The sequence below is a fragment of the Antarctobacter sp. genome, from assembly GCF_965277915.1.
Classification (GTDB): Bacteria; Pseudomonadota; Alphaproteobacteria; order Rhodobacterales; family Rhodobacteraceae; genus Antarctobacter.
In genome coordinates this window covers 143,921-169,653 of record NZ_OZ255849.1, presented here as the reverse complement: position 1 = coordinate 169,653, position 25,733 = coordinate 143,921, and the positions used below count along the sequence as shown (strand labels likewise).

Annotated in this window: 23 protein-coding genes; 13 read left to right on the top strand and 10 right to left on the bottom strand. The window is 64.3% G+C overall.

Going from position 1 to position 25,733, the window contains the following annotated elements:
- Positions 1 to 41: 41 nt before the first annotated feature.
- The 3 genes from ACQY5B_RS01755 to ACQY5B_RS01745 are packed head-to-tail and all read right to left on the bottom strand — an operon-like array spanning position 42 to position 3,750.
- On the bottom strand, positions 42 to 2,423 hold the full coding sequence (locus tag ACQY5B_RS01755; protein WP_420326663.1) for a xanthine dehydrogenase family protein molybdopterin-binding subunit: 2,382 nt from the start codon (positions 2,421 to 2,423) through the stop codon (positions 42 to 44).
- Positions 2,420 to 2,920, bottom strand: a complete 501-nt coding sequence (locus ACQY5B_RS01750; protein ID WP_420326664.1) for a (2Fe-2S)-binding protein — start codon at positions 2,918 to 2,920, stop codon at positions 2,420 to 2,422. The genes ACQY5B_RS01755 and ACQY5B_RS01750 overlap by 4 nt, the downstream gene beginning before the upstream one ends.
- The gene (locus ACQY5B_RS01745) at positions 2,917 to 3,750 is read right to left on the bottom strand and encodes an FAD binding domain-containing protein (protein WP_420326665.1); all 834 of its coding nucleotides are present in this window, start codon (positions 3,748 to 3,750) and stop codon (positions 2,917 to 2,919) included. Before ACQY5B_RS01745 ends, ACQY5B_RS01750 begins: the two co-directional genes overlap by 4 nt.
- A gap of 137 nt (positions 3,751 to 3,887) precedes the next feature.
- On the opposite strand from ACQY5B_RS01745, the gene ACQY5B_RS01740 reads away from it, so the two are divergent.
- Entirely contained in the window at positions 3,888 to 4,532 is a 645-nt protein-coding gene (locus ACQY5B_RS01740) for a TetR/AcrR family transcriptional regulator (RefSeq protein WP_305967787.1), read from the top strand.
- A gap of 9 nt (positions 4,533 to 4,541) precedes the next feature.
- Here the strand turns inward: ACQY5B_RS01740 and ACQY5B_RS01735 are convergent, their stop codons facing one another.
- A complete protein-coding gene (locus ACQY5B_RS01735) occupies positions 4,542 to 5,432 on the bottom strand; it encodes a DMT family transporter (protein WP_420326667.1) in 891 nt (296 codons plus the stop codon).
- Positions 5,433 to 5,576: 144 nt separating this feature from the next.
- Between ACQY5B_RS01735 and ACQY5B_RS01730 the strand changes: the two genes are divergently transcribed.
- Positions 5,577 to 6,473, top strand: coding sequence for a LysR family transcriptional regulator (locus tag ACQY5B_RS01730; protein WP_420326669.1), 897 nt, complete (start codon positions 5,577 to 5,579; stop codon positions 6,471 to 6,473).
- A 288-nt stretch (positions 6,474 to 6,761) separates the two neighbouring features.
- Here ACQY5B_RS01730 and ACQY5B_RS01725 read toward each other — a convergent pair whose 3' ends face one another.
- Positions 6,762 to 7,640, bottom strand: coding sequence for a MurR/RpiR family transcriptional regulator (locus ACQY5B_RS01725; protein ID WP_305967784.1), 879 nt, complete (start codon positions 7,638 to 7,640; stop codon positions 6,762 to 6,764).
- A gap of 151 nt (positions 7,641 to 7,791) precedes the next feature.
- Here ACQY5B_RS01725 and ACQY5B_RS01720 point away from each other — a divergent pair, with 151 nt between their 5' ends.
- From ACQY5B_RS01720 to ACQY5B_RS01670, 11 genes are all read left to right on the top strand, one after another.
- Positions 7,792 to 8,556 (top strand): N-formylglutamate amidohydrolase, encoded by a 765-nt coding sequence (locus tag ACQY5B_RS01720; RefSeq protein ID WP_420326671.1) that lies wholly within the window; start codon positions 7,792 to 7,794, stop codon positions 8,554 to 8,556.
- Complete coding sequence (locus tag ACQY5B_RS01715; RefSeq protein ID WP_305967782.1) at positions 8,549 to 9,145, top strand: TRAP transporter small permease subunit; 597 nt, start codon at positions 8,549 to 8,551, stop codon at positions 9,143 to 9,145. Before ACQY5B_RS01720 ends, ACQY5B_RS01715 begins: the two co-directional genes overlap by 8 nt.
- On the top strand, positions 9,145 to 10,467 hold the full coding sequence (locus tag ACQY5B_RS01710; RefSeq protein ID WP_420326672.1) for a TRAP transporter large permease: 1,323 nt from the start codon (positions 9,145 to 9,147) through the stop codon (positions 10,465 to 10,467). The genes ACQY5B_RS01715 and ACQY5B_RS01710 overlap by 1 nt, the downstream gene beginning before the upstream one ends.
- Positions 10,468 to 10,517: 50 nt before the next feature.
- The gene (locus tag ACQY5B_RS01705) at positions 10,518 to 11,555 is read left to right on the top strand and encodes a TRAP transporter substrate-binding protein (RefSeq protein WP_305967780.1); all 1,038 of its coding nucleotides are present in this window, start codon (positions 10,518 to 10,520) and stop codon (positions 11,553 to 11,555) included.
- 97 nt (positions 11,556 to 11,652) lie between these two features.
- Entirely contained in the window at positions 11,653 to 13,014 is a 1,362-nt protein-coding gene (locus tag ACQY5B_RS01700; protein ID WP_420326674.1) for a glutamine synthetase family protein, read from the top strand.
- Positions 13,015 to 13,045: 31 nt separating this feature from the next.
- Positions 13,046 to 14,428, top strand: a complete 1,383-nt coding sequence (locus tag ACQY5B_RS01695; RefSeq protein ID WP_420326675.1) for an aldehyde dehydrogenase family protein — start codon at positions 13,046 to 13,048, stop codon at positions 14,426 to 14,428.
- Positions 14,425 to 15,570: an iron-containing alcohol dehydrogenase gene (locus ACQY5B_RS01690; RefSeq protein ID WP_420326676.1), complete on the top strand. Its 1,146-nt coding sequence runs from the start codon at positions 14,425 to 14,427 to the stop codon at positions 15,568 to 15,570. Before ACQY5B_RS01695 ends, ACQY5B_RS01690 begins: the two co-directional genes overlap by 4 nt.
- Positions 15,571 to 15,735: 165 nt before the next feature.
- Positions 15,736 to 16,797, top strand: a complete 1,062-nt coding sequence (locus ACQY5B_RS01685; RefSeq protein ID WP_305967776.1) for an extracellular solute-binding protein — start codon at positions 15,736 to 15,738, stop codon at positions 16,795 to 16,797.
- A gap of 56 nt (positions 16,798 to 16,853) precedes the next feature.
- Positions 16,854 to 17,945, top strand: coding sequence for an ABC transporter ATP-binding protein (locus ACQY5B_RS01680; protein WP_305967775.1), 1,092 nt, complete (start codon positions 16,854 to 16,856; stop codon positions 17,943 to 17,945).
- The gene (locus ACQY5B_RS01675; RefSeq protein ID WP_088714327.1) at positions 17,945 to 18,802 is read left to right on the top strand and encodes an ABC transporter permease; all 858 of its coding nucleotides are present in this window, start codon (positions 17,945 to 17,947) and stop codon (positions 18,800 to 18,802) included. Before ACQY5B_RS01680 ends, ACQY5B_RS01675 begins: the two co-directional genes overlap by 1 nt.
- Before the next feature lie 4 nt (positions 18,803 to 18,806).
- Positions 18,807 to 19,655, top strand: coding sequence for an ABC transporter permease (locus ACQY5B_RS01670; protein WP_420326677.1), 849 nt, complete (start codon positions 18,807 to 18,809; stop codon positions 19,653 to 19,655).
- A gap of 107 nt (positions 19,656 to 19,762) precedes the next feature.
- On the opposite strand, the gene ACQY5B_RS01665 is transcribed toward ACQY5B_RS01670, so the two are convergent.
- From ACQY5B_RS01665 to ACQY5B_RS01645, 5 genes are read right to left on the bottom strand one after another with little or no spacing between them, the layout of a single operon-like run.
- The gene (locus tag ACQY5B_RS01665) at positions 19,763 to 19,966 is read right to left on the bottom strand and encodes a formate dehydrogenase subunit delta (protein WP_420326679.1); all 204 of its coding nucleotides are present in this window, start codon (positions 19,964 to 19,966) and stop codon (positions 19,763 to 19,765) included.
- The gene (fdhD, locus tag ACQY5B_RS01660; RefSeq protein WP_420326681.1) at positions 19,956 to 20,777 is read right to left on the bottom strand and encodes a formate dehydrogenase accessory sulfurtransferase FdhD; all 822 of its coding nucleotides are present in this window, start codon (positions 20,775 to 20,777) and stop codon (positions 19,956 to 19,958) included. The genes ACQY5B_RS01665 and fdhD overlap by 11 nt, the downstream gene beginning before the upstream one ends.
- Entirely contained in the window at positions 20,774 to 23,671 is a 2,898-nt protein-coding gene (gene fdhF, locus ACQY5B_RS01655) for a formate dehydrogenase subunit alpha (RefSeq protein WP_420326683.1), read from the bottom strand. The genes fdhD and fdhF overlap by 4 nt, the downstream gene beginning before the upstream one ends.
- The gene (locus ACQY5B_RS01650) at positions 23,668 to 25,176 is read right to left on the bottom strand and encodes a formate dehydrogenase beta subunit (RefSeq protein WP_420326685.1); all 1,509 of its coding nucleotides are present in this window, start codon (positions 25,174 to 25,176) and stop codon (positions 23,668 to 23,670) included. The genes fdhF and ACQY5B_RS01650 overlap by 4 nt, the downstream gene beginning before the upstream one ends.
- A complete protein-coding gene (locus ACQY5B_RS01645) occupies positions 25,173 to 25,646 on the bottom strand; it encodes a formate dehydrogenase subunit gamma (RefSeq protein WP_420326687.1) in 474 nt (157 codons plus the stop codon). Before ACQY5B_RS01645 ends, ACQY5B_RS01650 begins: the two co-directional genes overlap by 4 nt.
- Positions 25,647 to 25,733 lie beyond the last annotated feature (87 nt).

Genomic DNA, 25,733 nt, shown 5'->3' with positions numbered 1-25,733 from the left:
TGTTTCCTCCCTTGGTCGAGGCGCCTCCCGCGCCTGCTGGTTCAGTCGTCGATCTTGCCCAGGGCACGCAGGATGCGTTCCGGCGTGAAAGGCATTTCGGTCACCTGCGCGCCGAACGGGCGCAGGGCGTCGTTGATGGCATTCATGACGGCGGCCGGAGCCCCGGCGGTGCCGGCCTCTCCGGCCCCCTTGGCGCCCAGTTCGCTTTCGCCGGTGGGGGTCTCGACGTGGCCGATCTGCATGTCCGGCATCTCGCCCGCCATCGGCACCAGGTAATCCGCCATCGACCCGTTCAGAAGCTGGCCGTCCTCGTCATAGTGGATCTCCTCGTAGAGCGCGCCGCCCAGCCCCTGGACGATGCCGCCCCGGATCTGTTCATCCACAAGCTGCGGGTTAATGACGCGCCCGCAATCCTCGACGCACCAGTGTTTCAGCAGGGTGACGACGCCGGTGTCGGTATCCACCTCAAGATAGCTGGCCTGCACGCCGTTGGTGAAAGCAAAGGGATAATCCATGGTGATGAAGTGCCGGGTCTGTACCAGTTCGCGGGGCAGGCCCTTGGGCAGGGTGTCGCCCCGGAAATAGACGATGCGGCCCAGTTCCTCGAGCGGCATGCGCGCTTCGCCGCTGTCGGCATCGACCACCTGGCCCGCGCGGATGTCCAGCTTGGCCGCATCGGACTGCAGCATTGACGCCGCCACCTCGAGGATCGACCCGCGCAGCGCGCGCGCCGCCTGCAGCGCGGCCTCGCCGCCGATGCCCGCCCCGCGCGAGGCCCAGGTGCCCCCGCCGTAGGGGGTCACCTGCGTGTCGCCGGTGATGATGCGCACCTTGTCCGGGGTCACGCCGACGCCCTCGGCCACCACCTGGCTCAGCATCGCCTCGGTGCCCTGCCCCTGCTCTGTCACACCGGACAGCGCCACGACCGAGCCGTCCGGATCCATCCGCACCGTACAGCCGTCCTGGGCCGAGATCCGCGCCCCGCCTATGCCGTACATGAAGGGCGACGGGTTGGTCAGCTCGATGAAACTGGCGATGCCGATGCCGCGATGCTTCCCTTGTTTGCGCCCCTCTTCCTGGTCGGCACGAAGGGCATCGTAATCAATCATCTCCATAAGCTTGTTCATGGAGGCGTGGTGCGACAGCCCCTCGAACCGCATCTTGGCAGGCGACGTGACCGGATAGGCATCGTCGGCATACATGTTGCGACGCCGGATCTCGACAGGGTCCATGCCGATGGCAGCGGCCGCCATGTCCACCAGTCCCTCGGTGATCGCCACGGCGATGGGATGACCCACTGCGCGATACTGGCAGGTCGGCGCCTTGTTCTGGAAGACAACCGTGGTCTGCGCACGGTAGTTCGCGAAATCGTAGGGCCCGCCGCAGAGGTTCACCACCTGATTGCCCTCGATGGCGGAGGTGCGCGGATAGACCGAATAGGGACCGATCCCGGTCCAGTCGTCCACGTCGATGGCCAGGATCTTGCCATCTTCGGCAACGGCGATCTTGGCCTCAATCTCATGGTCGCGGGCATGGATGTCAGAGGTGAAACTTTCCAGCCGGTCGGCGATGAACTTCACCGGGCGCGCCATGACCCTTGCGATCGCTGCGGTCGCCACCTCGTCGGGATAGACGTGCACCTTGATCCCGTAGGAGCCTCCGACGTCGCCGCAGATCACGCGCACGCGGCTTTCGGGAATGTCCAGGTGCGTGGCCAGCACGGTCTGCATCATGTGCGGCGCCTGCGTGGCGTGCCATGCGGTCATCTGCCCTTCGGCCGGGTTCCAGTCGACGAGGATCGACCGCGGCTCCAGCGTGACTCCGGTGTGGCGCGCGGTGCGAAACCGGGCCGAGACGACCTTGTGCGCGGTCGCCATGGCGGCGTCCACGTCGCCTTCCTCGTGGAGGCGGCGAAACGCCAGGTTGTCGCCCAAGTCGGGGTGGATGACCGGCGTGTCCGCATCAAGTGCGGTCATCGTATCGGTCACGGCCGGCAACGGATCGTAATCGACCTCGACCAGCGTGGCAGCCTCTTCGGCGGCGGCGCGTGTCGTTGCGACGACGGCCACCACCGGCTCTCCGACCCAGCAGGCACGCTCCACGGCCAGCGCGTGCTGCGGCGGGGATTTCAACCCCTTGAGATGCGCCAGGACCCCCACCCAAGGGGTGCAGACCTCGGCCAGGTCGGCGCCGGTAAAGACCCGCAGCACCCCCTTGACCGCCTTCGCCGCCTCGGTGTCGATGCCGATGATCCGGGCATGGGCCAGCGGCGCCCGGACAAAGGCCACATGCACCATGCGCGGCAGGGTGATGTCGTCGACATAGCGCCCGCGCCCTTGCACCAGTTTCTCCGCGTTGGGACGCGGCACCGTCTTGCCTATGTACGAATTGGGCCGGTCGGGATTTCCGAATGCGATGGTCATGCCGTCCCCTTTCCGGCGCGCGCCCGCGCCACGTCCTCGACCGCGTCCACGATGGCCTCGTAGCCGGTGCACCGGCAGTAGTTGCCCGACAGGTGTTCACGGATTTCGACGCGCGTGGGGACTCCGCCCTGCGCCAACAACTCCTCGGCCGCGACGATCATGCCCGGTGTGCAAAACCCGCATTGCAGGGCGTTTCGCGCCACGAAGGCCCGCTGCAGATCACGGCTGCTGCCCTGTTCGGTCAACCCCTCGACCGTCCAGACTTCGGCCCCGTCCGCCTGGGCGGCCAGCATGAGGCAGCCGCGCACGGCCTGGCCATCGACACGCAGGGTGCAGGCGCCGCAGACTCCGTGTTCACATGAGGCATGCGCCCCGGTAAGGCCAAGCGCCTGCCGCAGGAAATCCACCAGGTGCTGACCCGCCGGAACGCGTCCCTCGACCGGCTCTCCGTTCACCGTCAGCGCGATGTCCACCTTGTCCGAAAAGACTGCCGTCATGCCTGCTTCTCCCCGATCCGGGCCACGGCCCTGTGCAGCAGGACCCCGGCAAGATGTTTGCGATAGGCCGCGCTGGCCTGCGTGTCCGAAGGCGGGTCAAGCGCGTCCTTCAGGGCCGTAACCGCCCCGTCCATGTCGCCCGCATCCAGTGCGGCCATCGCATCCGTTGCCAGCAGGGGCGCCGGACCGACCGAAAACACCACCAACCTGTGCCCTGCTGACCGTTTTACCAGGCACATTCCCGCCAGCGCGTAGTCTCCGCAACGGCGCGCGACCTCTTCGAGAAGCTGTACCTCCCCCTTTTCCGCCTTGGGTATGGTGATGCCGGTCAGGATCTCGTCCTCGGCCAGGGCCGTCGTGAACACGTCCTGAAAGAAATCCTCCGCCGCGATCTGCCGCGTCCCGTCCGGCCCCTCGGCGTGCAGCGTGGCGCCCAGCGCAAGGATACAGGCGGGAAATTCGGCGGCAGGATCGGCATGGGCCAGTGCCCCGCCAATGGTGCCCCGGTTGCGGATGGCCGCATGGGCGATGTGATCGACAGCGGCGGTCAACAGGGGAACATGCGCCCGGATCAACGGATCGGCCCCAATGTCCGCGTGACGCGTCAGTGCGCCGATGCGAAGCACGGCGCCCTCGTCGGCCACCCCGCTCAGCCCGCTGATCCGCGAGATATCGACCAGCATGTCCCCCTCGGACAGCCGCATGTTCATCGCGGCCACAAGACTTTGCCCACCCGCCAGGATGCGGCCCATGCCGTCGGACGCGGCCAGCAGGTCAAGCGCGTGCCGCACGTCCCTGGCCCGGGCATATCCGCCCGCCGATGCCTTCATGGCGATCTCCTCCCGTCTTGTCCTTGCGCCTCTCCCTGACGCAATTGAGCATCTGCTCACTATTGTTGATCGCATGATCTATAAAAAGATGAACAGATCAAGTAAAAACTGCTAAACGGGGTCACAGAGGCAAAACGATGGATGGTCGGTTGGAAAGCGAAAACGCAGAATCCGAGAGCGGAACGGCGCGCCGGCGCCTGCCCCCGAAAGAGCGGCGCGAGCAGATCGTGAACGAGGCGGTGCGCTTTTTTGCCGAGGTCGGGCTAGAGGGCAACACGCGGCAATTGGCCAAGCGCCTGGGCGTCACGCAATCCCTTCTTTTCAATTACTTCGCGACCAAGGACGAACTCTTGGAAGCGGTCTACGAAAAGGTCTACCTGGATCGCCTGTCACCGGACTGGCCCGACCGGTTGACAGATCGCACCGTCCCCCTGCGGGCCCGACTGCTTGCCTTCTACACCGAGTACAGCGGGCTGATCTTCGAACGCGACTGGATGCGGATCTTCATGTCCTCGGGGCTGGCGGGCGCGGTACTGAACCGCCGCTACCTGATGCACCTAGGCGACGTGATTCTCCGCCCCGTGCTGGCCGAAACAGAGGCCCTGGCGCGGGGCGAGACCCGGCCGACGATGGAGGACATCTGGAACCTGCACGGCGGAATCGTCTACATCGGCATCCGGACGCATATCTACGGCATGCCCGGACCCGATGACCCGGAAACCGTGATCGCCCAGTCCATCGACAAGTACCTGCTGTATTTCGGGATCGGGCCGGAGGACTGAGAACCGCCGCTATCCCTGCAGGGGATCCACCCTCCGTTCGCGCCAGATGACATAGAGACCGCTGGCGATGATCACCGCGGCCCCGTAGAACGCGGTGCGGTCAGGCACCTCGCCCCAGACCAGCCAGCCGAAGGCCGTGGCCCAGACAATCGCGGTGTAATCCATCGGCGCGACAATCGCGGCGGGCGCCAGGCGAAAGGCCTGCGTCATCATAGTCATGCCCGCCGTACCGAACAGGGCGATCGCCGCGAACAACCACAGGTCGCCAAGCCGGACCGGCACCCAGACAAAGGGCACGATGAAGGCGCTCAGGAAGGCGCTGGCCCCCGTCAGGTACAAAAGCATCGTCCAGACGCTTTCGCGGGCATCGACCCAACGCGCGCTCAGCATCAGCAGGGCATAAAGGAAAGCTGTCAGGACCGGCAACAGAGAAGCAGGCTGAAAGGCCGATGCGCCGGGGCGGATGACGATCAGAACCCCGACGAATCCCAGGCAGACTGCCAGCCAACGCCGGGGGCCGACCAGTTCTTTCAGAAAGAGCGCCGAGATGGCCGTGGTGAACAGGGGCGCCACAAAGATCAACGCCGTCGCCTCGGCCAGGTCGAGGTAGAGGAAACTGGTGAAGAACAGTACCGTCGCGGCGATCCAGAGCACCCCCCGGACGAGATGCGCGACCGGCCGTCCGGACCGAAGCGCCCCGGCGCCCCCCATCTTCAGTGTCAGCAGGATGGCAAAAGGCAAGGCGATCACGTTGCGCAGGAACAGGATCTGCACGGGCGAATAGTCTGCAACAAGGAACTTGGCGAGCGCGTCATTGGCGCTGAGACTGGCAACGCCGACGCACATCAGACCGAGCCCGGCCGTGGCACTCCCGCTGGCCTGCCCGATCCGCCCCTGCATGACTCGCCCCCACCTGCCGTCGATTGCACCCATCGCGCCATTCCGGCAGCGCTGGCCGGATCAGGCTAGGCAAATCCGAATTTGCTGTAAAATATATAGAAAGAGCGCCATTCATATAATGGGCATATCAACAGGGGGAAGTGGATGGATCTGCGCCAGATCAGGCAGTTCATCGCGGTTGCGGAGGAACTGCATTTCGGCCGCGCCGCGCAACGGCTGAACATGACTCAACCGCCGCTCAGCATGTCGATCCGCGGCCTTGAGGAGGCCCTCGGCGTGCAGTTGTTCAACCGCACACGCAAGAGCGTTTCGCTGACGGCCGCCGGGGCAATCTGGTTGGACCACGCGCGCCGTGTCCTGACTGAGGCAGAGCGCCTGCCCGCCATCGCCCGGCGCGCCGCCCGGGGAGAGATGGGGGAACTTCGGCTCGCCTTTGTCAGCATCGCCAGCTACAGCCTGCTGCCGAACCTGGTCCGCCGCTTTCGCGATGCCTACCCCGATGTCCGGGTCGACCTGCGCGAGGCCACCAGCGACATGCAGTTCGAGGCGCTGGCCAGGGGCGAGATCGACGCGGGCATCATCATCCGACCCGGCGAGGCATTCCGCCCCTCGCTGTCCCATCGCCCACTGCCCAGCGAAGCACTGGTCGCCGTGGTTCCAGACCGATGGGCCCCGACGGACGCGAATGCCGCCGGATCTATCGATTTCGAACGGATCGCAGACGCGCCACTGGTCTTCTTTCCCCGCCATGTCGCCCCCGCCTATTACGACGCCGTGGCGGATCATTATGCTGAGCACGGGCGCCCGCTGCGGATTTACCAGGAAGCCATCCAGATGCAGACCATCATCGGCCTGGTCGCCGCTGGCCTCGGGATTTCCCTCGTTCCCCGGTCGATGACCGGGATGAACCGCAGCGGCGCGCATTACCTTGAACTGAAGGGCCATCAGCCACGGATCGACGTCTGCGTGATCTGGAAGGACGGACCCGACCAACCGGCGCTGACCTCCTTTCTGGCTCTTCTCGACACGCCCCCGGGCTGACGAGCAACCGGGGTCAAATACCCACCGACAAGGCCGAAACCCGCTTGCAAAACACCCGAGGCCGCCGCCCGTGAAAGCACGGATGGAAAAAGTTTTTTCGATCTCGTGACGGTCAGTGACGGCACAAATCGGGAGAACATCATGAATCTCAGACAGCCCCGTCTTGCAGCGCGATTGGCTCTTCGCAGATCGGCACTGAAGTGGACTGGCGCGCCGCGGAGCCGACCGCGACCAAGCAGGAGGCTGAGGTGCCGGGCAATGGCTGTGCGACCTTGTGCAGGCCGCGCTCTATGTCCCGCCCGGCTTTCGGAACAGCCTTGTCTGCTCGAACAAATTGTCCAACCGTTCGTACCTGTCCTTGGTGTTCGGCCAGGCCTCTTCCTGCGTTGCGGAAATCAGCGCCTCCAGCAACATGAGAGTCGAGACGTTGGAATCCCAGGCCGAGGGGATTTCCACCCAGCAGTTGAAACTATGCGTCGCGATCTCGGCCACCGGGCTGGACCACTGGTCGGTGATCAGCACCACCTCGACGCCGCGTTCCCGTGCCAGTTCCGCCAATCGCAACAGGTTGGACTCGTACCGGCGTATGTCGAACATCAGCAACGTATCGCCCTTTTCCATGTCCAGCAGGTAGTGCGGCCAGGTCGCCGAGGACGAGGTCAGGTGGATGACCCGGGGCCGCACTGCCTGCAGGTGGGTAAAGGCATAATCCGCAAGCGCATGGGTGATCCGCCCACCAACGATGAACAACGTGTGATCCGTGTCCGCCAGCAGGTGCGCCGCGTCGTCGAAAGCCTCGCTGGGCACGTTGCTGAAAGTGGTCTGGAGGTTCTGCGTCACCGCCTTGGCAAAACGGTTCAACAGATGCGACTCGGGCGCCTCTGTCGCCCAGTTCGCCCGCCGTTCGGTCGGGCCGGACACCTTGGCCTGCAGTTCCTTAAGCAGCGCCTTGTGGAACTGCGGGAACCCCTTGAACCCCAGTTTCTGCACCATGCGCGCGATGGTAGGTGTCGATACCCCGGTCTGCCCCGCAACGATCGTGATCGAGGCCAGGCCCGCCGCCGGGTAGTTTTCCAACAGGGCGTTGGCAAACTTGCGCTCTGACAACGTCAGGTCCGGATAGTGCTGCCGGATCAATTCCCGGACGGTCGAACTGGGCTGGGTCACGGCTTGTTTCCTTGCATCGCCAACACTGCTTTTTTGTGCGAGGCGCGCCCCGATGCGTGTCAACCGCATGAATCTGCCCGCCGCCTCGTGAAGAAATATTGACACAACCCGCACCAATGTGGAGAGTTTTTTTCAGAACAGGGGGACCTGCATGTCGGAAAGTGACCACGGCGGCTGTGAAACCGCCGTCAGCGTGATCAATGCCGAAGGCACGGGCGACGCCCTGCTGCTATGTGAACACGCGTCGGCCTTTATTCCCGAACGCTACGGCGAACTCGGGCTGCGCCCCGAGTGGCGGCAAAGCCATGCCGCCTGGGATCCCGGTGCGCTGGCCCTCGCCCGGATCCTGTCGACCGAGCTTGATTCGCCCCTTGTGGCCGGACGCGTGTCGCGGCTGGTCTATGACATCAATCGCCCGCCAGAGGCCGAGGGCGCGATGCCCGTGCGTTCGGAAGTGGTGGAGATCCCCGGCAACGCAAACCTGACACCCGCTCAAAGGGCCGAGCGTGTCGAGACCGTCTATCGCCCCTTCTGCAAAGCCGTCGACCGGCTGCTGTCAGACAGGCCAAGGGCCATCGTCACCGTGCACAGCTTTACCCCTGTCTACCACGGTGTGGCACGCGCGACCGAGATCGGCATCCTGCACGACAGCGACAGCCGACTTGCCGAGGTGATGCTGGCCCAGGCGCCCGAAGATCACCGGCAGGTCGACCGTAACAAGCCATACGGCCCCGAGGACGGCGTGACCCATTCGCTGAAACTGCACGGTATCTCGCGCGGATTGCCCAACGTGATGATCGAGGTCCGCAACGACCTGCTGACCACGCCGGAGGACGTTCAGGCCATCGCGACCGAGCTTCTGGCGATGCTGCGCCCGGCTCTGGCGGCCGTGCCCGCGGAGGTGACCGATGCCTAGGATCATCACGGGGTTCGTACATGGCGTCGACGCGATGAACCGCTTTATCGGGCGCATCGCCATGTACCTGATCTTTGTCCTCGTGGGCGTGCTGCTGTGGTCCTCTGTGTCCAAGGTGGCTTTCCTGCCCTCGCTCTGGACGCTGGAGACCGCGCAGTTCGTCATGGTGGCCTATTACGTCCTTGGCGGCCCCTACTCGATCCAGCTGGGGTCGAACGTGCGGATGGACCTGTTCTATGGCGGCTGGTCGGTCAAGACCAAGGCCTGGGTCGATGCCTTCACCGTCTTCTTCCTGATGTTCTACCTCGTCGTCCTGCTGTACGGCGCGCTTGGCTCTCTGGCTTACGCGATGGGCTATTTCGGGATGCAGCCGCTGGAGTATTTCGCCGAGTTCTTCGGCGCGCTGTTCACGGGTGGCTTCGAGGCGGCAGGCGAAAAGCTGGGCTATCTCGAACGGTCCTCGACCGCCTGGCGCCCTTTCCTCTGGCCGGTCAAGCTGGTGCTGGCCTTTGGTATCTTCCTGATGCTGCTGCAAACCCTCGCCGAGCTGTTCCGTGATATTGGCCGCATCCGCGGGGTGGAGATCTGATGTCCTACGAAATGATCGCCATCCTCATGTTTTCGGGCATGATGCTGATGTTGCTGACCGGGCAACGCGTGTTCGGCGCCATCGGCTTTGTCGGAGCACTGGCCGGGTTGCTGCTGTGGGGGACGGGGGGCGTCGATGTGCCGTTTGCCGCCGCCATGAAGCTGATGAAATGGTATCCGCTGCTGACACTGCCGATGTTCATCTTCATGGGCTACGTCCTGTCGGAATCGAAGATCGCCGACGACCTGTATCGCATGTTCCACGTCTGGATGGGCCCGGTGCGCGGCGGTCTGGCCATCGGAACCATCGGGCTGATGGTGCTGATTTCCGCCATGAACGGGCTGTCCGTCGCCGGCATGGCAATCGGCGCCACCATCGCCCTGCCGGAATTGCTGCGCCGGGGCTATGACAAGATCATGGTGACAGGCGTGATCCAGGCGGGCTCGTCGCTGGGCATCCTCGTGCCGCCCTCCGTCGTGCTGGTGCTTTACGCGATGATCGCGCGGCAGCCGGTGGGACAGTTGTGGCTGGCCGGCGTGATCCCCGGCCTGATGATGGCGACGATGTTCATCATCTACATCTACGTCCGTTGCCGGCTGCAGCCGCACCTTGGCCCGCCCCTGCCCGAGGATGGGCGCAATGTCAGCCGGGCCGAAAAGCTGCGCCTGTTGCGCGCGGGCATCCTGCCGCTGGTGATCTTTGCCGTGATGATGGTGCCCTTCGTCAAGGGGTGGACCAGCCTCGTCGAAAGCTCGGCCATCGGCGCGATGGCGGCCTTCATCGCGGCCATCCTCAAGGGCCGCATGACGCGCGAGGTTTTCGAAACATCGGTGCGCCAGACCCTGGCCATTTCCTGCATGTTCATGTGGATCATCCTCGCCGCACTGGGCTTTGGCGCGATCTTCGACGGTCTGGGCGCGGTGCGGGCGATCGAGTCACTGTTCACCGAGCAACTCGGCCTCAGCCCCTGGATGATCCTGATCCTGATGCAGCTGTCCTTCATCATCATGGGGACATTCCTCGATGACACTGCCATGCTGGTCATCGTCGCCCCGCTTTACGTGCCACTGGTTGGGGCGCTGGGGTTCGACCTGATCTGGTACGGCGTGCTGTATACGATCACCACCCAGATCGCCTATATGACGCCGCCCTTCGGCTATAATCTCTTCCTGATGCGCGCGATGGCGCCGCCTGAAATCGGCCTCAGGGACATCTATCGCTCGATCATCCCCTTTGCGCTGGTGATGGTGCTGGCCCTGTCACTGGTCATGATCTTCCCGCAGATCGCGCTTTGGCTGCCGGAACTCGTATACGGAAAATAACCCCCCAGAAGCCTCGAAAAGAGGACAGATTTTCAACAAGGAGAACGGACATGACAACTTCGAGAAGAAAGTTTCTGAAAACCGCCGGTGTGGGCGTTGCTGCCGCACCGCTGGCCGCCCCGGCGCTGGCCCAATCCACCATCACCTGGCGGATGCAGACCTACGCCGGCGCCGCCCTGGCCGAACACGTCGTGAAACCGGCCATCGACCGGTTCAACGCCATCGCCGGCGACCGGATGCAGATCGAACTGTTCTACGCCGACCAGCTTGTGCCCACGGGCGAGCTGTTCCGCGCCATGCAGCGGGGCACCATCGACGCGGTGCAGTCGGATGACGACTCGATGGCCTCGCCGACCGAGGTCACGGTCTTCGGCGGCTATTTCCCTTTCGCTTCACGCTACTCTCTGGATGTTCCGGTGCTGTTCAACCAGTACGGCCTGAACGAGATCTGGGCAGAGGAATACGCCAAGGTCGGCGTCAAGCACATCAGCGCAGGCAGCTGGGACCCCTGCCATTTCGCCACCAAGGACCCGATCAACAGCCTGGCCGATCTGCAGGGCAAGCGCGTCTTTACCTTCCCCACCGCGGGCCGCTTCCTGAGCCAGTTCGGCGTCGTGCCCGTCACCCTGCCCTGGGAGGACATCGAAGTCGCGGTGCAGACCGGCGAACTGGACGGCATCGCGTGGTCGGGTATCACCGAGGACTACACGGTGGGTTGGGCGGATGTGACCAACTACTTCCTGACCAACAACATTTCCGGCGCCTGGATCGGGCATTTCTTTGCCAACATGGGCCGCTGGGAAGAGCTGCCCGAGGACCTGAAACTGCTGCTGGCCACCTGCATGGAGCAGTCGCACTATTACCGCCAGTGGTGGTACTGGGGCGGCGAGGCGCGGCTGCGCGTCAACGGCGAGAAAATGCAACTGACCTCGATCCCCGATGCCGAGTGGGACCAGGTCGAGGCCGCCGCGCGCACCTTCTGGGACGAGATCGCGGCAGAGTCCGAGACCAAGGCAAAGGTTGTCGAGATCTTCAAGCAGTACAACGCGGACATGGCCAAGGCAGGCCGCCCCTACCGCTACGGCTGACCCCATGCCCCCGGGAGTGTCCGGGGGCATATCCCGGCCCCGGCGCATCAACTGCGCCGGGGCCACCCCTTTGAGAGACAAACAGAAGGACTGCCAGATGCCCGGCCCCATGACATTCGATGACCTCAAGGCGCAGGTCTCCTCCGGCGAGGTGGACACCGTCCTGGCCTGCATCGTGGACATGCAGGGCCGCCTGATGGGCAAACGCTTTCACGCCGCCCATTTCGTGAACAGCGCCTGGGAGGAAACCCACTGCTGCAACTACCTGCTGGCCACCGACCTGATGATGGCCACGCCAGAGGGCTATGCCGCAACCTCCTGGGAGAAGGGCTACGGCGACTACGTGATGAAGCCGGACCTGACCACCCTGCGCCCCATGCCCTGGCTGGAGGGCACGGTCATGGTGCTGTGTGACGTGCTGGATCACCACACCCACGAAGAGGTGCCGCATTCCCCCCGCGCCATGCTGAAAAAGATGGTCGCCCGGGCAGAGGCGATGGGGTTCACCCCGATGATGGCGACGGAACTGGAGTTCTTTCTCTTCGAGAAGAGCTTTGACGAGATCCGCAAATCCGGTTTCCGCGACTTGGCGACGCTGTCGGGCTACAACGAGGATTACAACATCCAGCTGACCAGCCGCGAAGAACACGTCATGCGCCCGGTGCGCAATCATCTCTACGCCGCCGGCCTGCCGATCGAAAACTCCAAGGGTGAGGCCGAGACCGGGCAGGAAGAGTTGAACATCAAGTACGCCCCGGCGCTGGACACGGCAGAGTACCACACCATCGCAAAACACGCGGTCAAGGAAATCGCCCACCAGCAGGGCCACGCCGCCAGCTTTCTGCCGAAATGGCATCATGACAAGGTCGGTTCATCCAGCCATGTGCACCAGTCGCTCTGGCAGGACGGCAAACCCGTCTTCTTTGACGAGAGCGACGCCCTGGGCATGTCGGCACTGATGAAAAACTATGTCGCCGGCCTGCTGAAATATGCGCCCGATTACATGGTTTTCCTGGCCCCCTACATCAACAGCTACAAGCGGTTCCAGGTCGGCACCTTCGCCCCTACTCGCGTGATCTGGTCGATCGACAACCGCACCGCCGGCTTCCGCCTCTGCGGCGACGGATCAAAGGCGGTACGGATCGAATGCCGGGTCGGCGGGTCGGACATGAACCCCTACCTCGCGATGGCGGCGATGCTGGCCGCGGGCCTGAAGGGCATCGAGGACGGGCTGGAGCTGGCCCCTGCCTTTTCCGGCGATGCCTACGCGGGCGAAGCGCCCGAACTGCCCACCACCCTGCCCGCGGCGCGGAGCGCGCTGATGCAATCCGACCTGCTGCGCGAAGCCTTTGGCGAAGAGGTGGTCGCCCATTATTCCCGTGCAGCCGAGGTGGAAATCGAGGACTTCAACCGCGTCGTGACCGACTACGAGATCGCGCGCGGGTTCGAACTTGCCTAAGGGCCGACCGGCCCGATCCATAGAGGACAGAATGAGCAATACACTGAAATGCATCTCCCCCATCGACGGCTCGGTCTTTGCCGAACGCCCCACGCTGTCGCTGGACGAGGCGAAATCCGCTGCCGCCAAGGGCCGTGCCGCGCAGGCGGCCTGGGCCGCCCGTCCCTTGCAGGAGCGGGTCGACCTTGTCATGGCTGGCGTCGCGGCCGTGGGCGCGATGAACGACGAGATCGTCCCGGAACTGGCGCATATGATGGGACGCCCTGTGCGCTTTGGCGGCGAATTCGGCGGCTTTGAAGAGCGCGCATCCTACATGGCAGGGATCGCGGCAGAGGCGCTGGCCCCCATCCAGGTGGGCGAGGACGCGACCTTCAAACGCTACATCAAGCGCGTGCCGCTGGGCCTGGTGCTGGTCGTGGCCCCCTGGAACTACCCCTATATGACCGCCATCAACACCGTTGCACCCGCGCTGATCGCGGGCAATTCGGTGATGCTGAAACATGCCACGCAGACCCTGTTAGTGGGCGAAAGCATGGCGCGGGCCTTCCACGAGGCGGGCGTCCCCGAGGAGGTGTTCCAGAACGTCTTTCTCAGCCACGACACGACCTCTGACCTGATCGGCGCCAAGGCCTTTGACTTCGTGAATTTCACCGGCTCTGTCAGTGGCGGCAAGGCGATGGAACGCGCGGCAGCGGGCACCTTTACCGGCATCGGGCTGGAACTGGGCGGCAAGGACCCGGGCTATGTCATGGAGGATGCGGACGTCGATGCGGCGGTCGATACGCTGATCGACGGCGCGATGTTCAATTCCGGCCAGTGCTGCTGCGGGATCGAACGGATCTACGTTCATGAATCGCTCTATGACAGTTTTCTGGAAAAGGCGCTGGCCGTGGTCCGCGGCTACAAGCTGGGCAATCCACTGGACTCGGAGACGACCATCGGCCCGATGGCCAACGCCCGTTTCGCAGCCGAGGTCCGCGCCCAGATCAAGGAGGCCGTCGAGGCCGGTGCGACAGCCCATATTGATACATTTCCCGAGGATGACGGCGGCACCTACCTGACACCGCAGATCCTGACCGATGTGACCCACGACATGCGCGTCATGCGCGACGAGAGCTTTGGCCCCGTGGTCGGCATCATGAAGGTCAAGGATGATGAAGAGGCCATCGCTCTCATGAACGACAGCGATTTCGGCCTGACGGCCTCGCTTTGGACACAGGACGTTGCGCGGGCCGAAAGCGTCGGCGACCGGATCGAGACGGGGACCGTCTTCATGAACCGCGCCGATTACCTCGATCCCGGCCTCTGCTGGACCGGCTGCAAGCAGACCGGGCGCGGCGGCGGTCTGTCCGTCATCGGCTACCACAACCTCACACGCCCCAAATCCTATCACTTGAAGAAGGTGACGAAATGAGCCTGACCGGAAACTGGTCCTATCCCACCGCCATCAAGTTCGGCGCGGGCCGCATCTCTGAACTGCCGGGCGCTTGCGCGCAGGCGGGCATCTCGCGCCCGCTGCTGGTCACCGATCGCGGACTGGCCGACCTGCCGATCACCGCCCAGACGCTGGACGTGCTGGAACAGGCGGGCCTTGGCCGCGCGCTCTTTGCCGACGTGGACCCGAACCCCAACGAAAAGAACCTGGCGGCGGGCGTGAAGGCCTATAACGACGGCGGCCACGATGGCGTGATCGCCTTTGGCGGCGGCTCCGGCCTCGACCTGGGCAAGATGGTCGCCTTCATGGCCGGTCAGACGCGCCCGGTCTGGGATTTCGAGGATATCGGCGACTGGTGGACTCGCGCGGATGCGGATGTCATCGCCCCCATCGTCGCCGTGCCGACCACCGCCGGAACCGGGTCCGAGGTGGGCCGCGCCAGCGTCATCACCAATTCCGAGACGCATGAAAAGAAGATCATCTTTCACCCCAAGGTTCTGCCCGAGGTCGTGATCTGCGACCCGGAACTGACCGTGGGAATGCCGGGCTTCATCACCGCGGGCACCGGGCTTGATGCCTTTGCCCACTGTGTCGAGGCTTTCAGCAGCCCGCATTACCACCCCATGAGCCAGGGCATCGCGCTGGAAGGCATGCGACTGGTCAAGGAATACCTCCCCCGCGCCTTCGCCAACGGCCAGGACATCGAGGCTCGCGCCCAGATGATGAGCGCCGCCATGATGGGCGCCACCGCCTTTCAGAAGGGCCTTGGCGCGATCCACGCCATGAGCCATCCCATCGGCGCGCATTTCAACACTCACCACGGCACCACCAACGCGGTCTGCATGCCCACGGTGCTGGCCTTCAACGCCGACGCGATCCGCGACCGTTTCGACACGGCGGCGGCCTACCTCGGGATCGAGGGCGGCTTTGACGGGTTCCGCGCCTTCGTGCAGGATCTCAACGACGGCCTGAACATCCCGCGCCGCCTGTCCGATCTCGGCGTGACCGAAGAGGCGATCCCGACGCTGGCCAAGGGCGCGATCACCGACCCGTCCTGCGGCGGCAACCCGCTCGAACTGACCGAGCAGAACCTGACCGCGCTGTTCAAGGCGGCGCTCTGACATCTGTCCCGGCGGAATTGCCGCCGGGGCAACCTTCTGGAATCACGCTGATTTCATGTAAACGTCAAACAAGAGGCCCATAAGGTCCAAATCGTCCCGGGCAAGCCCTGCCCTTTTCATCGGCAGACCCCGGGACAGAACCATGACCCGACAGAGGAGAGACCCATGTCCAGAACCATCCTTTTGACCACCACGCTGATCGCCGGGCTGGCCACCACCGCCTCCGCCGACACGCTGCGCCTGTTGACCTGGGGCGGCTACGCCCCCGACGAGGTCATCGAGCTGTTCGAGCAGAAGACCGGACACACCGTCGAGGTGACCAAGTCCAACAACGAGGAAATGATCGCCAAACTGCGCGCCACCGGCGGCGGCGGTTTCGACCTGGTCCAGCCCAGCCAGGACCGCGTCATGGGCCCGCAGATGGAATTCGGCATCTACAAGCCGATCGACATGTCGAAGATCGACGAGTCGCTGTTCATCCCGTCCATGCTGACGGCCACCATGGCCAACACCACCGTGAACGGCGACGTCTACGGCGTGCCCCATGTCTGGGGGACCTCCGGCCTGGTGCTGAACACCGCCGAGGCGGGTGACACCGTCAAGGATTACACCGACCTCTGCGATCCGGCCGTGGCGGGCAAGGTGACCTACCGCCTGAAGCGTCCGACGCTGATCGGCTTTGCCTTCGCCATGGGCGAAGATCCCTTCGCCGCCTACGGCGACGAGGAAAAGTACAAGGAGATCATGGGCAAGGTCGAAACCAAGCTGACCGAGTGCAAAGCCAACGTCAAAACCTACTGGGGTGGCGGCGACGAGCTGATGAACCTTGTCCGTTCGGGCGAAGTCACCGCCTCGATGGCCTGGGACACCGGCGGCTGGAAGCTGAACGACGACAACGCCGACATCACCTTCGTCGCCCCTGCCTCGGGTGCACTGGGCTGGATCGACACTTTTGTCCTGCCCGCCAAAGGCCAGGCAGACGATGTGGCCTATGAATGGATCAACTTTGTCATGCAGCCGGAAATCGCGGCCATGATCACCGCGGCAGCGGGCAACTTTACCGCCTCCGCCGGGGCCGACGAATACGTTGAGGACGGTCTGAAGGCCAAGTACCAGAACAGCTTCCCGCAGGAAGCCATCGATAACATCAAGTGGTATCCGCCGGTGCCCGCCGGTCTCGAAGCCATCGAAGGCGAGGTTCTGGACCGCGTCCAGGCCGCCAACTGATCTGACACGGGCGGCATCCGGTCCTCCGGGTGCCGCCATATGAACGGACTTCCCGCATGACCCCTGATCTCGAATGCGCCGACCTCGTCAAACGGTTCGGTGAAACAACCGCCGTCGACAACGTGTCGTTTTCCGTGCCGCCGGGCAGTTTCTTTTCGATCCTGGGGCCGTCGGGCTGCGGCAAGACGACGATCATGCGGATGATCGCCGGGTTTCTCGATCCCACCTCCGGGGATATCCGGATCAAGGGGAAATCGGTTCTGGACACGCCACCGAACAAGCGGCCCGTGAACATGGTGTTCCAGCATCTGGCCCTGTTCCCGATGATGACCATCGCCGAGAATATCGGCTACGGGCTGCGGCGCCAGAAGATGCCCAAGGACCAGATCGCCCGCAAGGTGGACGAGGCGCTGGAGCGCATCGGCCTGCCGGGGATCGGCGGACGCAAGGTCGATGAGCTTTCGGGCGGTCAGAAACAGCGCGTCGCCATTGCGCGCTGCATGGTGCTGGAACCGGACGTTTTGCTGCTGGACGAACCGCTGGGCGCGCTGGACCTGAAGCTGCGCGAACACATGAAGGTCGAGCTCAAGGCGCTTCAGGCCGCTTTTGACACCACATTTGTCTACATCACCCACGACCAGTCAGAGGCGCTGGTCATGTCCGACCAGATCGCCGTCATGAATGCCGGACGGTTCGAGCAGGTCGGCACCGGGCAGGATTTGTACTATCGCCCCGACACGCCTTTTGTCGCCGGGTTCATCGGGGAATCGAACCGCTGGAAAGGCCGCATCGACCGTGTCGAGGGCGAGGCCCTGCAGATGCGCACCGACAGCGGGCTGGCCATGCGGGCAACAGCCGCGTCTCCACTGGCCGCAGGCGACACGGCGGAAATCTTTGTCCGCCCGGAATCCATCCGCCTGGCCGCCAGCGCCGAGGCGCTTTCCGGTTTCGACAACCAGTTGCAGGGCAAGGTGACAAGCATCCTGTTCAACGGTGCCGCCTCGCGCGTGTTGGTGCAGGACGACGCAGGCGAGACACTGGAAGTCACCCTGCCGCAGTCCGGCGAATTCGCGACGCTGAAACGGGGGGATGCCGTGCACATCGGGTGGGGCGCGGCCCAGGCGACCTGTTTCAAGGGGGCCGCCTGATGCGCGCGCATACCCGGATCGGATTCATCCTGCTGCTGACGCCACTGGTGCTGTGGCTGGGCCTGCTGATCATCATTCCGCATATCGACATGTTTCTCATCTCGATCCGCGAGCGCATCAGCTTTGGCGTCTACGAAACCAGCCTTGCCCAGTACGAGAAAGCCCTGACGGAACCGCTGTACCTGCGCACCTTCTGGCGGACGGCGGTGATGTCGGTCCTGGCCACGGCCATCACGCTGGTGATCGCCTTTCCGGTCTCCTACTACATTGCCAAGATGGCCAAGGGGCGCCTGCAGCAGGTGCTGTTCATGCTGTGCCTCATTCCCTTCTACGTCTCGGAACTGGTGCGCACCTTTGGCTGGATGATCCTGCTGCGCGAAACCGGGCTGGTGTCGAACCTGCTGCAGTGGGCAGGTCTGGCCGATCAGCCGGTCGAGATGCTGTATAACGACGCCGCCATGATGGTGGGCCTTGTCTATACCTCGATGCTGTTCATGGTCGTGCCGCTGGTCACGACACTGGAAAGCCTGGACGACAGCGTGATCGAGGCCGGCTATGACCTTGGCGGCAGCGGCCTGTCGGTTCTGCGCGAGATCATCATTCCACATGCCATGCCGGGCATCGTCTCGGGCTGCATCGTCGTCTTCATGCTGTCTCTGGGCAACTACCTGACGCCAACGATGCTGGGCGGCAAGGACAGCCTGTGGTTCACCGAGATGATCTACAACCAGTTCATCGTGCGCTCGAACTGGGAGCTGGGCGCGGCCTTCGGCTTCATGCTGCTGGTGCTGTCGTCGGTGATCGTCTGGGGAATGCTGCGCCTGACCGGCCGCACCCTTCAGGAAACGATGGGATAAGCCGATGATCCCCACCATCCCCCAATCCCGCAGCTTTCGCCTGATCTACGGCAGCTACGTGCTGCTGTTCTTCCTCTACCTCGCTTTGCCGTTGACCGTCGTCGCGGTCTTTGCCTTCAACGACAGCCAGTTTCCCTCCCTCCCTTGGGAAGGGTTCACCTGGAACTGGTTCTTTGGCGACGAGCGTCCGCAGATCGGCGTGTTCCAAGAGCGTGGCATCCTGCGCGCCGTGGGAACCTCTGCCTTTGTGGCCATGTGCGTCGCGCTTTTGTCGGTCTGTGTCGGCACAACGAATGCCTTCCTGTTCAACCGGTACGAATTCCGGGGAAAGGGGCTGCTCTATGTCCTGATGCTGCTGCCTCTGGTCATTCCGGGCATCGTGCTGGGCATTTCCATCCTGGTCTTTTCATCGACCCTGGCGAACGGGATCTGGGACCTGGCGCAGATGGACATTCAGGCGCTGCGGCCCGGTTTGCTGTTGGTGATCCTTGGCCAGTTTTCCTTCATCACGACGATCGCCACGCTGGTGATCACCGCCCGCCTGCAGAAATTCGACCGCACGCTGGAAGAGGCGGCGCTGAACCTGGGCGCCACGCGATTGACCGCGGTGCGCACGATCACCATTCCCTTCCTGATGCCGGCGATGATCGGTGCGGTGGTCGTTGCCTTCCTGATGAGCTTCGAGAACTTCAACACCACGCTGATGCTGGTCGGCTCTGACGCGCCGCTGACCATCGCCATGTTCGACCGTCTGAAAGAGGGGTCAACGCCGCTGCTGAACGCGGTGTCGCTGCTTCTGATGCTGGGTTCGTCGCTGCTGGCACTGGTGGTGATCCTGTTCCAGCGCCGCTGAGCGCGGGCCAGACAGACGCAGCGGCCGCTGTCACGGCCGACAAGATCCGATCCCGGGTCCGGGCTCAGTGGTCTGTTCCATCGAGGCCCGCGCACCCCGGAGCAGGCTCATATCTGCGCCGCGGCCCGGACCACCACCTCGTCCAGCCCGTCGCCCCCTTGCGCAACGTGACTGCGCAACTGGTCGCGCATCCGCGGCTCCCAGAAGTCCGATATATGCGCCGCGACCCGCGCGGGGACATCTTCGTTGGGCTGGGTCTTGAAGAAGGTGGCGATCTGGTTCGCCATGCGGATCATCTTGTCAGGCGACATGTGGTGTCTCGTCTATGATACGGTGCTGATGGGAATAGATGTCGAAACCGCCGCCCCGGGCAAAGGCGGCCAGGGTTATTCCCGCCTCCTGCGCCAGGCGTACGGCGGCCCCGGTAGGGGCGGACACGGCCACAAGGACCGGGATACCCGCCAGCGCGCATTTCTGGACCAGTTCGATCGACAGACGCGATGTCATGACGGCGGCCCCTTGGGTAGCGTCGACCCCCTCATGCGCCAGCGCGCCGATGAGCTTGTCCAGCGCGTTGTGCCGGCCCACATCCTCGCGCGCCATGAAGACGCCGCGCCCCGAGGTCATGAAGCCCGCCGCATGGGTGGCGCGGGTCATGTCGTGCAGGCGCTGATGGCGCCGAAGCGCGTCCGTGGCGCGGGCGACATCGGATACCTCCAGCCGCAGGTCCGAGGTCACCCGAGGCACACGGCGCAGCGCCTGCTCCAGGCTGTCGATCCCGCACAGCCCGCAGCCCACCGGCCCCGCCAAGTAGCGCCGGCGCTCGGACAGCGCGCGGGCTCGACCGTCGTCCAGCAGAAAGCGCGCCTCGATGCCCTGCGCGTGTTCGACGAGTTGGAAATCCTCTACCTGCGACGGGTCGGTGACGATGCCCTCTGTCAGGGCAAAGCCAAGGGCGAAATCCGCCAGGTCGGCGGGACTGGCCATCATGACCGCCTGCGTGGTGCCATTGAAGACCAGTGCCACCGGCACCTCTTCGGGCAGGGTGCGATGGATCGCCAACGTGCCCTCGGACTGGTGCGACCGGCCCGAGGCGCTGACGGTTGCGGCGCGCGCACTCATTCCGCCGCCGGAAGGATACGACGCGACCGTTCGGCCTGTGCGGCGTAGTCCTCTTGCCAGTCGGTCGGCCCGTTCGATGGCGCGACCTGCACCGCCGTCACCTTGTATTCCGGGCAGTTCGTGGCCCAGTCGGAATAGTCGGTGGTGATGACGTTGGCCTGCGTATCCGGGTGGTGGAAGGTGGTGTAGACCACGCCGGGGCTGACCCGATCCGTGACCTGTGCCCTCAATGTCGTTTCACCCGACCGCGAGGCCAGCCGCACCCAGTCGCCATCGTTGAGGCCGCGGTTCTCGGCATCATGGGGATGGATTTCCAGCACGTCGGCCTCATGCCAGACCACGTTCTCCGTGCGCCGGGTCTGCGCGCCCACGTTGTACTGCGACAGGATGCGCCCGGTGGTCAGCAAGAGCGGGAAACGCGGGCCGGTCTTTTCGTCGGTGGCGACGTATTCGGTGACGATGAACCGTCCCTTGCCGCGCACGAACTCATCGACATGCATCAGCGGCGTGCCTTCGGGATGCGCCTCGTTGCAGGGCCATTGCACCGATCCCTGTTCCTCCAGCAGGGCATAGTCCACCCCGGCGAAAGAGGGCGTGGTGGCGGCGATTTCCTCCATGATCTGGCTGGGATGGGTATAGGACCAGCCCGCCCCCATCGCATTGGCCAGCAGTTGCGTCACCTCCCAGTCGGCATAGCCGTTCCTGGGTGCCATGACGCGGCGCACCCGGTTGATGCGACGCTCGGCATTGGTGAAGGTGCCGTCCTTTTCCAGGAAGGTCGACCCGGGCAGGAAGACATGGGCGTAGTTCGCGGTCTCGTTCAGGAAGAGGTCATGCACGATGACGCACTCCATCGCCGCAAGACCCGCGGCAACGTGCTTTGTGTCCGGATCCGATTGCAGGATGTCCTCACCCTGACAATAAAGCCCCTTGAAGGTGCCTTCGACCGCGGCGTCCAGCATGTTCGGGATACGCAGGCCCGGTTCCGGGTCGATCTCGACACCCCAGGCGGTCTCGAAGATGTCGCGCACCTCCGCGCCTTTCACATGGCGATACCCCGGCAGTTCATGCGGGAAGGACCCCATGTCACAGGACCCTTGCACGTTGTTCTGGCCCCGCAGCGGGTTCACGCCCACGCCGGGACGCCCGACGTTGCCGGTCAGCATGGCAAGATTGGCGATCCCCATGACGGTGGTCGACCCCTGGCTGTGCTCGGTCACGCCAAGGCCGTAGTAGATCGAACCATTGCCGCCCTTGGCAAAGGCTCGCGCGGCGGCCCGCAGTTCCTGCGCGTTGACGCCGGTCAGCAGGGCGGTCGCCTCGGGCGAGTGACGCGGATCTCTGACGAACTCGGCATAGACCTGGAATTCGTCCCAGTCACAGCGGGTGCGGATGAACGTCTCGTCCATCAGGCCCTCGGTCACGATCACATGCGCCAGCGCGGTGACCACGGCAACGTTGGTGCCGGGCTTCAGCGCCAGGTGATGCGCGGCCTCGATATGGGCGGATTTCACCAGGTCGATGCGGCGCGGGTCGATCACGATCAGCTTGGCCCCGGCCCGCAGGCGCTTTTTCAGACGGCTGGCAAAGACCGGGTGGCCATCGGTGGGATTGGCCCCGATGACGATGACCACGTCTGTCTGCTCGACACTGTCGAAATCCTGCGTGCCGGCGGATGTGCCAAAGGTCTGGCCAAGGCCATAGCCGGTCGGCGAATGGCAGACGCGGGCGCAGGTGTCGGTGTTGTTGTTGCCAAAGACCGCCCGGGTCAGTTTCTGCACCAGGTAGGTTTCCTCGTTGGTGCAGCGGCTGGAAGTGATGACACCGATGCTCTTTTTGCCGTGCTTTTGCTGAAGGCCGCGCAAGCGGCCCGCGGCAAAGCCCAAAGCCTCGTCCCAGCTGACCTCGCGCCAGGGCTCGTCGATCGAGTCGCGGATCATCGGGTTCAGGATCCGGTCCTTGTGGTTGGCATAGCCATAGGCAAATCGGCCCTTGACGCAGCTGTGCCCCCGGTTCGCCTTGCCGTGCTTGTAGGGCACCATGCGGACCAGTTCATCGCCCTGCATTTCCGCCTTGAAGGAACAGCCGACGCCGCAATAGGCGCAGGTGGTCACGACAGACCGGTCCGGCGTGCCCATCTCGATCACGGATTTTTCCTGCAGGGTCGCGGTGGGGCAGGCCTGCACGCAGGCGCCGCAGGACACGCAATCCGACCCCAGGAAATCGTCATCGGCGCCCCCTGCCGACACGCGGCTGTCGAACCCGCGCCCCGAGATCGTCAGCGCAAAGGTACCCTGGACCTCTTCGCAGGCGCGGACGCAGCGGTTGCAGACGATGCACTTGGCGGGATCGTAGGTGAAATAGGGGTTGCTGTCGTCCTTGGGCAGCCACTCGGGGTTGACCTCGCCAGAGGTGTTGCGGGCCGCGAAATGGTTGGCCAGCCCGCCCTGTTCCGGCGCCTTGTAGCGCACGTCGCGCAGGCCGACGGCCCCTGCCATGTCCTGCAACTCGCAATCGCCGTTGGCCGAACAGGTCAGGCAGTCCAGTGGGTGATCCGAGATATAGAGTTCCATCACGCCCTTGCGGATCTTGCGCACCTTTTGCGACTGCGTGTCCACGATCATGCCCGGCGCCACCGGCGTCGTGCAGGATGCGGGCGTGCCGCGTCGGCCTTCGATTTCCACCGCACATAGACGGCAGGATCCGAACGCCTCGAGGTTGTCCGAGGCGCAGAGCTTGGGCACCGAAATGCCAATCTCGGCGGCGGCGCGCATGACGCTGGTGCCCTCGGGAACGGTGACTTCGAACCCATCGATGGTCAGGGTGACGGGCGCGCCCTGGCGGGCGGGGGTGCCCATGTCACGGTCGTCGGTCGGCAGGATGAAATCCTTCATTCGGCGGCCTCCTTCTGGCAGGCGAAATCGTCGGGGAAATGAGTGACGGCAGACATGACCGGGAACGGCGTGAAGCCCCCGAGCGCGCAAAGCGACCCGTCCGTCATCGTCTCGCAGAGGTCCGTCAGCAGGGGCAGCGCGGCGGCGTCGCCCTCGGCAATCCGGTCCAGCGTCTCGACACCGCGCACGGCGCCGATCCGGCAGGGCGTGCACTTGCCACAGCTTTCCACGGCGCAGAACTCCATTGCGAAGCGCGCCATGCCCAGCATGTCGGTGCCGTCGTCGAAAACAGTCAAGCCCGCGTGGCCGATCAATCCGCCCGCCTGATCGAATTCCTCGTAGCCAAGTGGCGTGTCGAATTTCGATACGGGCATATAGGCGCCCAAGGGGCCGCCCACCTGCACCGCCTTGACCGGGCGGCCAGAGGCCGTACCGCCCCCCAGGTCATTGACCACCTCGCCCAAGGATATGCCAAAGGCGGTTTCGAAAAGCCCGCCACGCGCCACGTTGCCCGCGATCTGCAAGGTCACGGTACCGCGTGACCGGCCAAGGCCGAAATCCGCATAGTGTTGCGCGCCCTTCTCGAAAATCACCGGCACGGTCGCCAGGCTGATGACGTTGTTCACCACCGTCGGACGGCCCAGGAAGCCCTCCAGCGCCGGCAAGGGCGGCTTGGCCCGCACCACGCCGCGCTTGCCTTCAAGCGAATTGAGCAAGGAAGTTTCCTCGCCGCAGACATAGGCGCCCGCCCCCTTGCGGATCTCCATGTCGAAGGCGCGGCCAGACCCCAGAATGTCGTGGCCCAGCACGCCGGCAGCGCGGGCCAGTTCCACCGCACGGGTCATGACGGCGATGGCATCCGGATATTCCGAACGCAGGTAAACATAGCCCTTGGTCGCGCCAACACCCAGCCCGGCGATGGCCATGCCCTCGATCAGGGTAAAGGGGTCGCCCTCCATGATCATGCGATCGGCAAAGGTGCCGCTGTCACCCTCGTCAGCATTGCAGACGATGTATTTCTGCGGCGCTTCCGCGTCATGCACGGTCTGCCACTTGATGCCGGTCGGGAAACCGGCCCCGCCACGGCCGCGCAGGCCGGAGGTTTTTACCTCGTCAACAACCTGCTGGGCCGACAGGTCGAGCGCGATGCGCAACCCCTTCAGCCCGCCATGTGCCTGGTAGTCGTCCAGCGACAACGGGTCGATCACGCCGACGCGGGCAAAGGTGAGGCGGGTCTGGCGCTTCATCCAGTCTAGTTCTTCGACCGGACCAAGTGCCTTGGCGCTGGTTCCGTCGAGAATGCCCGCCACATCGCCGGGCTCCGCCGGGCCGAACCCGTGACGCACCCCGTCGATCTCGACCTCGACCAGCGGTTCGAGCCAGATCATCCCGCGCGTGCCGGTACGGATGATTTCAGCTTTCGGGTCTGCCGCGCGCAGGGCGGTAACCACGTCCTCGGCCCCTAGCGCCTTGGCGGCGCTGTCCATTGGAACGTAGATCTTCATGCGCCCGCCTCCGCCAGCAATCTGTCCAGCCTGGCTGCGTCGATGCGGCCAACGACACGGTCATCCACCATTGCCGCAGGTGCACAGGCGCAGAGGCCAAGGCAGTAGACCGGCTCGATCGTGACCGCGCCGTTCGGGGTGGTCCCGTGCCAGTCCAGTCCGAGTTTCGACAGCAGGCCTTCGGCCAGTTCGCTGCCGCCGACGGACTGGCAGGCCTCGGCACGGCAGATCTTCAGCACATGTCGGCCTGCCGGAGCTTCGCGGAAGTCATGGTAGAAGCTGATGACCCCGTGCAACTCGGCCCGGGTGATGTTCAGCGCATCACAGATCTGCGCGTGCGCCTTGGCCGGTATGTGACCAAAGCTGTCCTGGATGGCATGCAGCAGCGGCAGCAGCGGCCCTTCGAGGGACTGATGCGCGGCGATGATGAGTTTCAGCTCGGCTGCGTCGAAATCGGCGCTGGCAGGCATATGGCGATCCTCCTGAATTGGCGCCAACTGGCACGTTCGGAGGGGGGACCTTCAATAACGCTGTTCCGTCAGTCGATAGAAATTTCC

What these genes read in the sequence shown, in the direction of transcription:
- ACQY5B_RS01730 (WP_420326669.1), top strand. Translation starts at nt 5,577, where the DNA reads ATGGATCTGCGCCAGATCAGGCAGTTCATCGCGGTTGCGGAGGAACTG.
- ACQY5B_RS01650 (WP_420326685.1), bottom strand. Translation starts at nt 25,176, where the DNA reads ATGAAGATCTACGTTCCAATGGACAGCGCCGCCAAGGCGCTAGGGGCC.
- ACQY5B_RS01700 (WP_420326674.1), top strand. Translation starts at nt 11,653, where the DNA reads ATGCCCGGCCCCATGACATTCGATGACCTCAAGGCGCAGGTCTCCTCC.
- ACQY5B_RS01665 (WP_420326679.1), bottom strand. Translation starts at nt 19,966, where the DNA reads ATGTCGCCTGACAAGATGATCCGCATGGCGAACCAGATCGCCACCTTC.
- ACQY5B_RS01755 (WP_420326663.1), bottom strand. Translation starts at nt 2,423, where the DNA reads ATGACCATCGCATTCGGAAATCCCGACCGGCCCAATTCGTACATAGGC.
- ACQY5B_RS01680 (WP_305967775.1), top strand. Translation starts at nt 16,854, where the DNA reads ATGACCCCTGATCTCGAATGCGCCGACCTCGTCAAACGGTTCGGTGAA.
- ACQY5B_RS01740 (WP_305967787.1), top strand. Translation starts at nt 3,888, where the DNA reads ATGGATGGTCGGTTGGAAAGCGAAAACGCAGAATCCGAGAGCGGAACG.
- ACQY5B_RS01685 (WP_305967776.1), top strand. Translation starts at nt 15,736, where the DNA reads ATGTCCAGAACCATCCTTTTGACCACCACGCTGATCGCCGGGCTGGCC.
- ACQY5B_RS01670 (WP_420326677.1), top strand. Translation starts at nt 18,807, where the DNA reads ATGATCCCCACCATCCCCCAATCCCGCAGCTTTCGCCTGATCTACGGC.
- ACQY5B_RS01710 (WP_420326672.1), top strand. Translation starts at nt 9,145, where the DNA reads ATGTCCTACGAAATGATCGCCATCCTCATGTTTTCGGGCATGATGCTG.
- ACQY5B_RS01675 (WP_088714327.1), top strand. Translation starts at nt 17,945, where the DNA reads ATGCGCGCGCATACCCGGATCGGATTCATCCTGCTGCTGACGCCACTG.
- ACQY5B_RS01695 (WP_420326675.1), top strand. Translation starts at nt 13,046, where the DNA reads ATGAGCAATACACTGAAATGCATCTCCCCCATCGACGGCTCGGTCTTT.
- ACQY5B_RS01715 (WP_305967782.1), top strand. Translation starts at nt 8,549, where the DNA reads ATGCCTAGGATCATCACGGGGTTCGTACATGGCGTCGACGCGATGAAC.
- fdhD (WP_420326681.1), bottom strand. Translation starts at nt 20,777, where the DNA reads ATGAGTGCGCGCGCCGCAACCGTCAGCGCCTCGGGCCGGTCGCACCAG.
- ACQY5B_RS01720 (WP_420326671.1), top strand. Translation starts at nt 7,792, where the DNA reads ATGTCGGAAAGTGACCACGGCGGCTGTGAAACCGCCGTCAGCGTGATC.
- ACQY5B_RS01745 (WP_420326665.1), bottom strand. Translation starts at nt 3,750, where the DNA reads ATGAAGGCATCGGCGGGCGGATATGCCCGGGCCAGGGACGTGCGGCAC.
- ACQY5B_RS01645 (WP_420326687.1), bottom strand. Translation starts at nt 25,646, where the DNA reads ATGCCTGCCAGCGCCGATTTCGACGCAGCCGAGCTGAAACTCATCATC.
- ACQY5B_RS01705 (WP_305967780.1), top strand. Translation starts at nt 10,518, where the DNA reads ATGACAACTTCGAGAAGAAAGTTTCTGAAAACCGCCGGTGTGGGCGTT.
- ACQY5B_RS01690 (WP_420326676.1), top strand. Translation starts at nt 14,425, where the DNA reads ATGAGCCTGACCGGAAACTGGTCCTATCCCACCGCCATCAAGTTCGGC.
- ACQY5B_RS01750 (WP_420326664.1), bottom strand. Translation starts at nt 2,920, where the DNA reads ATGACGGCAGTCTTTTCGGACAAGGTGGACATCGCGCTGACGGTGAAC.
- ACQY5B_RS01735 (WP_420326667.1), bottom strand. Translation starts at nt 5,432, where the DNA reads ATGCAGGGGCGGATCGGGCAGGCCAGCGGGAGTGCCACGGCCGGGCTC.
- fdhF (WP_420326683.1), bottom strand. Translation starts at nt 23,671, where the DNA reads ATGAAGGATTTCATCCTGCCGACCGACGACCGTGACATGGGCACCCCC.